The sequence below is a fragment of the Streptomyces sp. NPDC059832 genome, assembly GCF_042731715.1.
In the GTDB taxonomy this organism is placed as follows: Bacteria; Actinomycetota; Actinomycetes; order Streptomycetales; family Streptomycetaceae; genus Streptomyces.
This window is the reverse complement of record NZ_JBHWIY010000028.1, coordinates 9,823-21,597: the sequence shown is the minus strand read 5'-3', so window position 1 is coordinate 21,597 and position 11,775 is coordinate 9,823. Positions and strand designations below refer to the sequence as shown.

Here is an 11,775-nt window from a genome sequence, read left to right as displayed (position 1 = left end):
ACTCGGTCATGACATTGGTGACAGTCGGCTGATCGGTGGCTGGCCGCCGAGCGCAGTGTGTCGGCGGCCAGTGTTGTAGAAGTCGAGCCAGGGTGCGAGTGCTCGGGCGCGTTGGGCGTTGCTGGTGAAGACCTTCCGGTAGGCCCATTCGGTCTGCATGGTCCGGTTGAAGCGTTCGACTTTTCCGTTGGTCCATGGGCAGTGCGGGCGGGTGAACTTCTGCCGTGCGCCGAGTGCTTGGCAGGCGGCCTGGAAGTCGTGGGAGAGCCGGTAGTTCTTGGCGTTGTCGGTCATGACCCGCTCGATGCGGGTGATGCCGCGGGCGTGGAAGAACTCGGCTGCGCGGGTGAGGAAGCCCGCGCAGGTGGCGCCGGGGTCGAGCTGTGCTTTACCCCGACGTACACGTCCTGGACCAACCCGATTGAGGCCCACTTCGGACCATTGCGGCAGTTCACCATCGCCAACTCCAACCACCCCAACCACACCGCACAGACCCGAGTCCTGCACGCCTACCTCCGCTGGCGCAACGCGAACACCCGCCACCTCGACGTGCTGACCGCCCAACGCCGCGAACGCGCCCGTATCCGCAGTGAGAAGGGCATCCGCTGGGGTGGCCGAAGACAGGCAGCCGCTGCCTAAAACTGCCCGCACCCCCGGCGGCCACGCACTACGGTGGGATACATGTCCGAGCTCTCCGTGCGGGATTTCTACGACGATCTGGCCCACGACTACCACCTGATGTTCCGGGACTGGGACGCGAGCATCGCCTACCAGGCCGAGGTATTGGGCGGGCTCCTGCGCCAATCTCTCGGCGCAGGACCGCACAGCGTCCTGGACTGCTCGTGCGGGATCGGTACCCAGGCCATCGGCCTGGCCCTGGCCGGGCACCAGGTCATCGGCAGCGACCTGAGCCCGGTCGCCGCCGCGCGCGCCGCCGCCGAGGCGGCGGCCCGGGGCAGCCGGCTTCCGGCCGCTGCGGCCGACATGCGCCAACTGCCTTTCAAAGAAACATCATTCGACGTCGTCCTCTGCGCGGACAACTCGCTCACGCACCTGCTCTCCGGGCAAGATCTCCGGGCGGCACTCCTCGGCATGAGACGGGTGCTCCGAGACGACGGACTGTTGATGATCACAGTCCGGGCCTACGACGAGACGCGCCAGACCAGACCCACGGCGACACCTCCCCAGGTCACGGAAACACGCGACGGCCAAGCGATCACCTTCCAGCTGTGGCGCTGGCACGAAGACGGCGAGCGCTATGACCAGGAGCACTTCCAGCTCATCCCCGCGGAGAACACCTGGCATGTCCGAGTCCGCCGGAGCACCTGCTGGGCGCTGACGACGCCACAGCTGACAAAGTTCGTGGCTGAAGCCGGCTTCACCAACATCACCTGGCACAGTCCGGCCTCCAGCGGGTACTACCAGCCCGTGCTCACCGCACAGCGCGCTCCCTCAGCGCAGTAGTGCGCAGTAGTCCAGACATCGGTTCCGCCCTGCCTGGCCTTCCGTTCATCCATGGCAAACCGGTGAACGTTGCCGGTCAGAGCACTAGCGAGGATGTCTTGCCCGTGAACCGACACCGTGACAGCCCACCGCGGCGGCGTGGCGCACCGCCGGCGCTCGGCCTGGCAGCTTGCGCGTGCTGGAGACGGTAGAGAGGTGGTTACCGTTGAGCGAGAGGACGAGAAGACGTGGATGTGTACGAAGCCGTGGACAGTCGCCGGGCTGTGCGGGCGTTCAGCGATGAGCCGGTATCCAAAGGGATACTCGAACGAGTGCTGGCTGCGGCGACGCGGGCTCCGTCGAGTGGGAACCTCCAGCCGTGGCACGTGTACGTCGTGACCGGCGAGCCCCTGGCCGAACTGAAGAGGCGCGCGACGGCCAGAGCACTGGCGGGCGACCCGGGTGACGAGAGGGAGTATCCGATGTACCCGGCCGGACTGGCCTCACCGTATATGGACCGCTTCGCCGCCGCGGCCGCCCAACGGTACAAAGCGCTGGGAATCGAGCGCGATGATCCCGACAGGCCCATGAAGATCGCCGCCTTGAACTCGGAGGCGTTCGGAGCGCCGGTCGTCCTGTTCTGCTACCTCGACCGGACCATGGGGCCCGGACAGTGGGGGGACGTGGGGATGTACTTGCAGACGGTCATGCTGCTGCTAAGGGCAGAAGGATTGCATAGCTGCCCCCAGGTGATGTGGACGATGTATCGCAAGACCGTCAGCCAATCAGTCGGTGCCGACGACGGGCTCGTACTGTTCTGCGGTGTCGCGGTGGGATTCGAGAAGGAAGGTATGCCACAACTGCGCACCGGACGGGCGGACGTGACAGAAACAGTGAGCTTCATCGGAGTGTGACCGGCCGCCCAGCGCAAGGAACGCGCCCGCATCCGCTCCGAGAAGGGCATCCGCTGGGGAGGACGCCCACTCGCCAACGTGGCCTGACCAGGAAATCCGGCAACCTTCCAGATCAGAAAACGAGATCGCGCCAAGGTCCCTCCGGTACCAGGGCGGCGAGAACGGCCGACAGCTGCGGCGGCTCAATCCGATCCGACAGCGAGTCCAGGTCGGACCACGCGACCCAGGCGTACTTGTGGAGGTTGGCCCGTTCGTCGAGGAGCAATCCGGTTCGCACCAATGCCGGTTGCTCCTCGGCGAAATAGGCCACGAAGAAGTGTTCCGGCCCGACGTACCGCTTGCCGTTCCACCACACGTCACGCTCGACCGGCACCGAACGGTCAAGGACCATGGCCGGGTCCAGTCCGGTCTCCTCGGCCAGTTCACGCCGCGCCGCCGTAAGCGGGGTCTCGCCCGGTTCGATGCCCCCACCAGGCGGCTCCCAGAGCCATGCCCCATCAAATGGATCACGCCAGTGGAGAAGAAGCAGGCGGTGGGCGGCGTCCAGGCAGATCACCCGCGCGGCGGGCCGATGTGTCGTCTCCACAGACTCGACACTAATCGACACCAGTGTGTGCCCATGCTGATCCGCACGGGAAGCCGCTGTCGCGCCTGCCTTGTCGACGACGCTGATCACCCCGGCGAACGATTGCGGTCAGAGCACTAGCGGCGGTTTGCTGACGGGGGCAGGGTCGTAGTAGGCCGGTGGCAAAGGAACGTCACCTCGCCGCCCGGGGCTGTGATGACCCGTCGTCTGCCGTGTCCGCCCGCTCGGGGGCCGCTGGAAGCCTGTGCGGCACGCTTCGATGACCTGCTCTCCACACCGCGGCACGGAACCGGTGACGGAACCGGTGGTCGGACCCAGAACCGCTCGGTGCAGCGGCTGCGGTTCTTCAGGTCGACGACGAACTCGGGTGGGCCGACTTCCAGGTCCGCTCCGCCACCGCCATCCGCCGCCGCCAGACGCTGGTCACCCGCGCGTTCTCGTTCTGTTGGGACGCCTGGTTCAGTCCTCCACCCGAGGCTTCGCCCGGCACAGCACCACCGGAGCCGCCCGAAGAACCGGGCCGGCTGCGGACCACTGCGTGAGGAATCGGAGGGCCTCATGGGACGCCGAGTCGGTTTCCGCAGTGTAGGCGATGAGCTGTTGGTCGGGGTGGGTGTCGACGGAGAACTGCTGGACGTCGAGGGTGAGGGCGCCGGCGACCGGGTGGAGGTAGGTCTTGGTCAGCTGCCGTGGACCGCGCACCTGGTGGCCGGCCCACCACGTACGGAAGTCCGGGTCGCGGACGCCGAGTTCGTCGACCAGTGCGTTCAGCTCGGGATCGTGAGGCGTACGGCCGGCCTCCATCCGCAGCACGGCGACGCATTCGCGGGCGGCCCGGGGCCAGTCCGCGTACAGGGCACGGAAGTTGTCGTCGAGGAAGGTCAGGCGGATCAGGTTGCGCTCTTCCTGGGGCAGCGTGCCGAAGTCGGTCAGCAGGGCGGCGGCGCCTCGGTTCCAGGCCAGTACGTCCGTGCGGCGGTTGAGGATCATCGCGGGGATGCCGGGCATCGTGTCCAGCAGCTGCCGAAGGCGCGGGTCGACCTCTGGCCGACCGGCCCGGCGCGCCGCTGCAACGGGGCCGGCGTCGGCGACGGTGAGCAGATAGTCCCGCTCGTCCGGCGCGAGCCGCAGGGCGTCGGCGAGTGCGTCGAGGACGGGGCGGGAGACGCGGCGGGTGCGTCCCTGTTCCAGCCGGACGACGTAGTCGACGCTCACGTGCGCGAGCTGGGCCAGTTCCTCCCTGCGTAGGCCCGGCACGCGGCGCAGCCGTCCGTCGTCCGGGATCCCGGCCTGGTGCGGATCGACGGCGGCGCGGCGCGAGCGCAGGAAGGCGCCGAGCTCGTTGCTTCTGGCGGGAGTGGCACGGTGGTCCATGGCTCCAGTGTCCGCTTGGCCATGGTTGTGCGCCTGGTACTGGTCTGCATAGGCAGGGCCCTCCCTGGAAGCGGGTGCCCGGTGGGACGACGGTGGGGAGGTGGCCGGCCGACCCGGCGGCCACCGGGTTCGCCCCGATCAGCCCCTTCTCCCCGTGCCACTGGAGTGCATCCATCATGCGGACTGACGTCGCCTTTCTCAGCGCCGGCCTGAAGCTCGCCGGTCACCTGTACATTCCCGACGGCGCGGCCACCGGTCCGCGTCCGGCGATCGTCGTCGCCCATCCCGGGAGCGGGGTGAAGGAACAGGCTTCCGGTCTGTACGCACGGCGCCTGGTCGAGCAGGGCTTTGTCACCCTGGCTTTCGACGCGGCCTATCAGGGGGAGAGCGAGGGAGAGCCGCGCGGTCTGGAGGATCCGGCCCACCGGGTCGAGGACCTCAAGGCCGCCGTCTCCTTCCTCACCACTCGCCAGGGGATCGCCCCGGACCGTATCGGCGCGCTGGGCATCTGTGCCTCCGGTGGGTACGCCCTCGCCGCAGCCGCGACCGACCAGCGGATCAGGGCGGTCGCCACTGTCAGCGCCGTCGACATCGCCCGGCAGTTCCGTGCGGGAGCCGACGGAACCCAGGATCCGGCCGTCATCCAGGGCATGCTCCGGTCGGCCGCGGCAGCGCGTTCCGCCGAGGCCCGAGGTGCGGGTGTCCAGGGCTTCAAGCTCTTCCCCGACACCGAGGAAGAGGCCCGCCGAGGAGGCCCGCACGTCTTCGAGGGCTGGGAGTACTACTGCACCCCGCGCGCGCAGCATCCCCGCTCGGCCAGGACACTGACTTGGTCCAGCATCGATCACATCGCTGCGTTCGACGCCTTCTGCGCTCTCGAACTGATCGCCCCGCGCCCGCTGCTCGTGATCGTCGGACGCGACGCGGTGACCTCCTGGATGAGCGTGGAAGCCTTCCGCAAGGCCCGCGGCCCGAAGGAGCTGCTGTGGATCGATGGCGCGGTGCACAACGACCTTTACGACAAGGACGAATACGTCACGCCTGCGGTCGCGAAGCTGACCACATTCTTCGCTGAACAGCTGTCCGATATCCGCTAAGGGCTGTCCCCATTCGCGTGCCGGGGCTCCGGCCCTGGTCAGGGCGTCTGCGACGTGCAATACGCCGGCCCGGTGAGTAGCGAACCTGTTCCGCCCGAGGGCACCGCCGTTTGTTCCTTGAGCCATCGCGTTCGGTGAGTCGGCGGAAGCAGATGGGGGCGACGGCATTGCGCGCGCCGGTCGCCGAAGCACGGACCGGCTCCACCTCGACGTCCGGGCGGTGGGACGAGGACCGCCGGGCCGTCAACTCGTGAATGAGATGTTCTTCCAGCAGGCGATTTCTCATCACTTAAGGCTTATTTGTGCCGAATTAGCGCAACGCTGCGGCCGTTGCTTCGTTCTCGATTCTCTGAATGTCCGAGTCAGCAGTCCCGGAGACTCAAGCGGCTCGGTCCGCGCCACCCAAGGAGTACAGATGTCCGTATCCCGTCCCGTGTCCCGAACCCGGTCCCGTGTTCTGGCCGTGCTGAGCGCCGCAGCAGTCGCGAGCGGACTGGCGGTCGCCGCTCCCGCAGTGCCTGCTTCCGCCGCCGGGTCGTTCGTGGTCAGCGAGGCGCAGTTCAACCAGATGTTCCCGAACCGGAACCCCTTCTACACCTACGATGGCCTGGTCAGCGCGCTGAGCGCGTACCCGGGTTTCACCACTACCGGCGACGACGCGACGCGCAAGCGGGAGGCGGCGGCCTTCCTCGCCAACGTCAGCCACGAGACCGGCGGCCTGAAGTACGTCGTCGAGCAGAACACCGCCAACTACAGCCACTACTGCGACGCCTCGCAGCCGTACGGCTGCCCGGCCGGGCAGAGCGCCTACTACGGGCGCGGGCCACTACAGCTCAGCTGGAACTTCAACTACAAGGCGGCCGGGGACGCCCTGCACATCGACCTGCTGAACGACCCGTACCAGGTGGAGCGGGACGCCGCGGTCTCGTGGAAGACCGGCCTGTGGTTCTGGGACACCCAGAGCGGCGCCGGGACGATGACCCCGCACGACGCGTTGGTCAACGGCAAGGGCTTCGGCGAGACGATCCGCAGCATCAACGGCGCACTGGAGTGCAACGGTCAGAACCCGGACGAGCGCAACGACCGGATCAACCTGTACAAGAATTTCGTCGGTGTTCTCGGAACCGACGTGGGCGGCGGCAACATTTCCTGCTGATCCGGTGGGCCCTGCAACCTGCTCGCGGCAAGGGCAGCCCAGGCCACATTCGCCCGGTCGACGACCTTCCGAAGGCGTTCGTCGGCGGCGTGCTTGTTCCGCCGGATGACGTAGCGGCGGATCATGCTGCGCTGCTTCTTGTGGCTGGTGCGGTCGGTGCCGTCGAGGGTGAAGCAGCACAGGGCGGTGAACTGGGCCTCGATCCTGTTCAGCCACGAGGAGTTGGTCGGGGCGTACGCGATCTCGACACTATTCGCCTCGGCCCAGGGCCCTGCGCGGCGAACAGGTGCCGCACTCCGTGAGGAGGGGTGGATGGCGCGGCGGTGCGGTCTCGGGTCCCGCTCGGGGTCCCTGCCCCTGCCGCCGCGTTCGGCCCACTGCCGACCCGGGTGGGACTGAAGGCTGCGCGGCCCGAACTCGTCCGGGCACAAGATGAGTTCGGGCTCACTCCGCTCGGGTACGACCTCGCCGTCGGCGACCGCGCAGTGGTGCTCGACACGGGCCTTCTTCGCCTCGCAGTCAGGGTCGTTGGATGCCTTCCCCGTCTCCCCCGGGCAGCCCGTCATCCCCCCGAGCACTCCACCGGTGCCGAGCAGCAGTGCACGTCGGCCGAACGGTCGTCGCATGCCATGCCCCGTCCCGTTGTGGGTCTCGCTCAGCCGTCGGACTCGGACCCGTACAGATTTCGATGGTCAGGCATGAATAGCTTCATCATCTTCCATTCACCGGGGCGCGACTGCCAGCATCGGCGCACCGCCACCCCGTGAGGGAGAATCCGATGAATCGTCCCCGTTCTCTGCGCTGCCTGGCAGCCCTGGCCGTGGTGGCTCTCGCGGCCACCGCCTGTGGGCGCTCCGGTCAGGGCGACGCCCCGTCCGGGGCCGCGTCACAGGCCGCCTCCGGCCGCACCGCGGCCGAGCTGCTGCCCGCTCAGCACCGGCAGAAAGGTGTGCTCCGGGTGGCCACCGCGGTCGGCTACCCGCCGATGGAGATGTACGCGCCCGGCACCACCCGGCTCACCGGTGTCGACCCCGATCTGGCCAAGGCGCTCGCCGCGCGGCTCAAGCTGAAGCTGGAACTCACCAATGCCGCCTTCGACGGACTGATCCCCGGTCTGGAGTCCGGACGGTTCGACCTGGTCATGTCGTCCATGACCGACAGTGCGCAGCGGCGCCAGGCGGTCGACTTCGTCGACTACTTCCGCACCGGCGGCGTCATCATGACGAAGCAGGGCAACCCGCAGGGCATCAAGTCCCTCGCGGACCTCTGCGGAAAGACCGTCGTCCTCGCCAAGGGCAGTTCCAACCTCCACATCGGCGAGGAACAGAACGCCAAGTGCCAGGAGAAGATGCGGATCTCGCAGAGCGAGGACGCACCGACCGGGCTGCTGCAACTGGACAGCGGACGCGCGGTCGCGACCATCGTCGACTATCCCGTCGCCAAGATGTTCACCAAGAAGAGCAGCGCGTACGAGGTCCTGCCGGACCAGTACGGCACCGCCCCCTGGGGCATCGCGTCCGCGAAGAGCCAGGGCGGACTGCGCGACGCCGTCCACAAGGCCCTGCAGGAACTCATCGACAACGGCGACTACAAGAAGATCCTCGACACCTGGGGAGTCGGCGACAGCGCCGTGCCCGAGGCCACCGTCAACGACGGGCGGTGAGAACAGACATGAACCACCAGAAAATACCCGGCGCCGCCCTCGGCCGGGCGCCGGATGCCACCCCCGCCGACGGGACGCCGCAGGAGGACGATCTCTCCCTCCAGGTGACCGGACGCCCGCGTCCCGGGCGCTGGCTCGCGGTCCTCGCCGCCACTCTGTTCGCGGTGTGGCTCGCCTACACCATCATCGTCAATCCCAACCTTCACTGGGACATCGTCGCCAAGTACCAGTTCGACGGCGTGATCCTCAAGGGCCTCGGGGTGACCATTCAGCTCACCCTCGTCTCGATGGCTCTCGGCATCGCCATCGGGGTCGTCATCGCGGTGATGCAGCTGTCCGACAGCCCCGTCCTGCGTCTCACCGCCGGTGCCTACACCTGGTTCTTCCGGGGCACCCCGCTGCTGGTCCAGCTCATCTTCTGGTTCAACCTGGCCCTGCTGTTCCCCGTGATCAGCATCGGAATCCCGTTCGACGGCCCCAAACTCATCAGCTGGCAGTCCAACCAGGTGATCACCGGATTCGTGGCCGCGCTCCTCGGTCTCTCCATCAACGAGGGCGCCTACATGGCCGAGATCGTGCGGGCCGGTATTCAGAGCGTGGATCCCGGCCAGCGCGAGGCGGGAGCCTCCATCGGGATGTCGAACCGCCAGATCCTGTCCCGGATCATCCTCCCGCAGGCGATGCGAGTCATCATCCCGCCGTTCGGCAACCAGTTCATCTCCATGCTCAAGACGACCTCGCTGGTCTCGGTCATCGCCGGCGCCGATCTGATGACCGTCTCCCAGCACCTCTATCTCGCCAACTTCGAAGTGGTCGCACTGCTCCTGGTGGCCTCGATCTGGTACCTCGTGCTCACCACGATCGCCAGCATCGGCCAGCACGCCGTCGAGCGACGCTACAACCCCGGTACCGCTCCCGTGCTGCGGAGCAGAATCCTGGCCAATCTCCTGCCCGGACGCGCCAAGAAGGGAGCAGCGGCATGAACGACGTGATCCTCAGAGCCCGCGGGGTTCGCAAACGATTCGGTGACACCGAGGTACTGAAGGGCATCGACCTCGACGTCCGCAGCGGTGAGGTGCTCTGTGTCATCGGCCCCTCCGGGTCCGGGAAGTCCACGCTGCTGCGTTGCTTCAACCACCTGGAGCGGATCGATGCGGGGCGGGTGTGGATGGACGGTGAGCTGGTCGGCTACGAACAGCACGGCCCGTCCGGCCGGGTGCTGCGCGAGCGGCGCGCCCGGGACGTGCGGCGCCAACGCGAGCGGATCGGCATGGTGTTCCAGCGGTTCCACCTGTTCCCGCACCGCACAGCGGTGCAGAACGTGATGGAGGGGCCGGTCGCCGTCAAGGGACGGCCGCGTGCGCAGGCCGAGAAGCAGGCCCGCAAGCTGCTGGCCGACGTCGGTCTCGCGGACCGGGCGGACCACTACCCGGGGCAGTTGTCCGGCGGGCAGCAGCAGCGCGTGGCCATCGCCCGCGCACTGGCCATGGAACCCGCCCTCATGCTCTTCGACGAACCCACCTCCGCCCTCGATCCCGAACTCGTCGGCGAGGTGCTCGGCGTCATGCGCGACCTGGCCCGCAGCGGTATGACGATGGTCGTGGTCACCCACGAGATGGGCTTCGCCCGCGAGGTCGCCGACCGGGTCCTGTTCATGGACCGGGGTGCCGTCGTCGAGGCCGGCAGCCCCGACCTGTTGTTCACCGACCCGCGGCACGACCGCACGCGGGCCTTCCTGTCGACGGTGCTGTGATGGGCCGCCCCCTCGATCTGCTGCTGCGCGGCGGCACGCTCGTGGACGGAACCGGCGCACCCGCCCGGGAAGCGGACATCGCGGTGGTGGACGGGCGGATCGCCGTGCTCCCCGCCGGTGCCCCTGCCTCGGCCGTCGAGACCCTGGACGTGACCGGGCTGGTCGTCGCACCCGGCTTCATCGACGTGCACACGCACTCCGACGCCCTCGCGGCGCCCCACGGAGCCGGCGGTGCCACGGAGCCGATCGACGTCCTCCGCCTCGCTCCGCTGCTCCAGGGCGTCACCACGGAGATCTGCGGCAACTGCGGGACCAGTCTGTTCCCCTCGCTCCCCGGGCGGCTGCCGGAGCTCGCCGAGCATCTCAGGGTGACGTTCGGGCTCGGACCGGTGCGGCCCGCCGTGGACTTCGACGCGTTCGTCGCCGGACAGGACCCCGCTCTGCGCCACACCCACATCGCCTCGCTGGTCGGCCACGGCACGCTGCGCGCCGGAGTGATGGGCTTCGAGGCCCGGCCGCCCCGGCCCGACGAGCTGGACGCCATGTGCGCGCTGCTGGACCGGGCGCTGTCCCAGGGGGCGGCCGGTCTGTCCACCGGGCTGATCTACCCTCCCGGCACCTATGCCGACACCGAGGAGATCGTCGCGCTGGCCGGGGTCGCCGCCCGGCACGGCAAGCCCTACGTCACTCATCTGCGCGACGAGATGTCACAGGTGGAGTCCGCCCTGGAGGAGGCCCTGGAGATCGCGGTACGCTCCGGCGCCCCGCTGCAGATCTCCCACCACAAGACCGCGGGACGGCACGCCTGGGGCGCCACGCTGCGCACCCTGCCCCGGCTGGAACGGGCCCGCGCCGAAGGCGTGGACGTGCTGTGCGACGTCTATCCGTACACGGCGGGAAGCACCGTCCTGCACGCCATGCTGCCCCCGTGGGCGAGTGAGGGCGGCGTCGGTGCCCTGCTGGAACGGCTGCGCCGCCCCGAGACGCGCGACCGGATCAGAACGGACATCGCCCGGGGCGTCGAGGGGTGGGAGAACACCGTGGGAAACGGTGGCTGGGACCTCATCTCGGTGGCCGCCGCGCAGACGCACCCCGAGGCCGAGGGGCGCAGCATCGCCGACCTCGCGGCCGAGCGCGGCGTCCATCCGGTCGACCAGGCGTGCGATCTCCTGCTGGCCGAGCAGGGCGAAGTGACCATCATCAGCCATTCCATGCGAGAGGACGACGTCCGCCGGGTCATCGCCAGCCCGTTGTCGATGATCGGTTCGGACGGCGTCCCCAAACCCGGTCGGCCGCATCCGCGCTGGGCGGGGAGTTTCGCCCGGGTGCTCGGCCGTTACAGCCGCGACGAGCAACTGCTCCCGCTGGAGAGTGCGGTGCACAAGATGACCGGACTGCCTGCCGGGCGGTTCGGCCTCACCGGCCGCGGCGTGGTCCGCGACGGCGCCGTCGCCGATCTGGTCGTACTCGACCCGGCGTCGGTGCGCGACACCGCCGACTTCGACCGCCCCCTGCTGGCACCCGAGGGCATCGATACTGTCGTGGTGGCGGGGCGGATCGCGGCAAGAGATGGCCGCCCGACCTCGGCGCGGGCGGGAGAAGTGGTGAGAATCCGATGAGTCTGGCCCAAGTGGCCGCGGCGGCACGGCGCTCGGCCGCGCTGCCGCTCACCCTGGCCGTCGGCGCCCCCTACCCCCAAAGCAACGGACAAGGGGGGGGGAACGAAGAAACCAGGCCTTCTGTTGTGTTCCCCTCTCAACCCCCTCCTCCCCCCAAAGCCCGGCCCCCG

At 68.6% G+C, this 11,775-nt stretch carries 11 protein-coding genes and 3 pseudogenes; 10 read left to right on the top strand and 4 right to left on the bottom strand.

Translation table 11 applies throughout. The features are described 5' to 3' along the window. Window positions 1-6 precede the first annotated feature (6 nt). Window positions 7-378: pseudogene (locus tag ACFV8T_RS34280) on the bottom strand (integrase core domain-containing protein); the annotation flags it as partial. Here ACFV8T_RS34280 and ACFV8T_RS34275 point away from each other — a divergent pair. The 4 genes and pseudogenes from ACFV8T_RS34275 to ACFV8T_RS34260 all read left to right on the top strand — a co-directional run. Next, a pseudogene (locus tag ACFV8T_RS34275) lies at window positions 376-639 on the top strand (IS630 family transposase); the annotation flags it as partial. The pseudogenes ACFV8T_RS34280 and ACFV8T_RS34275 overlap by 3 nt on opposite strands. Before the next feature lie 42 nt (window positions 640-681). Beyond that, window positions 682-1,464, top strand: coding sequence for a class I SAM-dependent methyltransferase (locus ACFV8T_RS34270; protein ID WP_385335215.1), 783 nt, complete (start codon window positions 682-684; stop codon window positions 1,462-1,464). Between the two features lie 227 nt (window positions 1,465-1,691). After that, window positions 1,692-2,357, top strand: a complete 666-nt coding sequence (locus ACFV8T_RS34265; protein WP_385335213.1) for a nitroreductase — start codon at window positions 1,692-1,694, stop codon at window positions 2,355-2,357. 3 nt (window positions 2,358-2,360) lie between these two features. Then, window positions 2,361-2,444: pseudogene (locus ACFV8T_RS34260) on the top strand (IS630 family transposase); the annotation flags it as partial. Between the two features lie 25 nt (window positions 2,445-2,469). Here ACFV8T_RS34260 and ACFV8T_RS34255 read toward each other — a convergent pair. Next, the gene (locus ACFV8T_RS34255; RefSeq protein ID WP_385335211.1) at window positions 2,470-3,033 is read right to left on the bottom strand and encodes an NUDIX hydrolase; all 564 of its coding nucleotides are present in this window, start codon (window positions 3,031-3,033) and stop codon (window positions 2,470-2,472) included. Window positions 3,034-3,402: 369 nt separating this feature from the next. Continuing rightward, complete coding sequence (locus ACFV8T_RS34250) at window positions 3,403-4,317, bottom strand: helix-turn-helix transcriptional regulator (RefSeq protein WP_385335209.1); 915 nt, start codon at window positions 4,315-4,317, stop codon at window positions 3,403-3,405. A gap of 176 nt (window positions 4,318-4,493) precedes the next feature. On the opposite strand from ACFV8T_RS34250, the gene ACFV8T_RS34245 reads away from it, so the two are divergent. Next, window positions 4,494-5,414: an alpha/beta hydrolase gene (locus ACFV8T_RS34245; protein WP_385335207.1), complete on the top strand. Its 921-nt coding sequence runs from the start codon at window positions 4,494-4,496 to the stop codon at window positions 5,412-5,414. A gap of 415 nt (window positions 5,415-5,829) precedes the next feature. Further along, a complete protein-coding gene (locus tag ACFV8T_RS34240) occupies window positions 5,830-6,570 on the top strand; it encodes a chitinase (protein WP_385335205.1) in 741 nt (246 codons plus the stop codon). On the opposite strand, the gene ACFV8T_RS34235 is transcribed toward ACFV8T_RS34240, so the two are convergent. Continuing rightward, window positions 6,474-7,196, bottom strand: coding sequence for a hypothetical protein (locus ACFV8T_RS34235; protein ID WP_385335203.1), 723 nt, complete (start codon window positions 7,194-7,196; stop codon window positions 6,474-6,476). The two genes, ACFV8T_RS34240 and ACFV8T_RS34235, sit on opposite strands and share 97 nt — an antisense overlap. A gap of 152 nt (window positions 7,197-7,348) precedes the next feature. On the opposite strand from ACFV8T_RS34235, the gene ACFV8T_RS34230 reads away from it, so the two are divergent. Genes ACFV8T_RS34230 through ACFV8T_RS34215 form a run of 4 tightly spaced genes read left to right on the top strand, consistent with a single transcriptional unit; the run spans window position 7,349 to window position 11,605 of the window. Next, entirely contained in the window at window positions 7,349-8,233 is an 885-nt protein-coding gene (locus ACFV8T_RS34230) for an ABC transporter substrate-binding protein (RefSeq protein WP_385335201.1), read from the top strand. Window positions 8,234-8,241: 8 nt separating this feature from the next. Continuing rightward, entirely contained in the window at window positions 8,242-9,216 is a 975-nt protein-coding gene (locus ACFV8T_RS34225; RefSeq protein ID WP_385335199.1) for an amino acid ABC transporter permease, read from the top strand. Further along, complete coding sequence (locus tag ACFV8T_RS34220) at window positions 9,213-9,986, top strand: amino acid ABC transporter ATP-binding protein (protein WP_266430867.1); 774 nt, start codon at window positions 9,213-9,215, stop codon at window positions 9,984-9,986. The genes ACFV8T_RS34225 and ACFV8T_RS34220 overlap by 4 nt, the downstream gene beginning before the upstream one ends. Next, window positions 9,986-11,605, top strand: coding sequence for an amidohydrolase family protein (locus ACFV8T_RS34215; protein ID WP_385335197.1), 1,620 nt, complete (start codon window positions 9,986-9,988; stop codon window positions 11,603-11,605). Before ACFV8T_RS34220 ends, ACFV8T_RS34215 begins: the two co-directional genes overlap by 1 nt. Window positions 11,606-11,775: the final 170 nt, after the last annotated feature.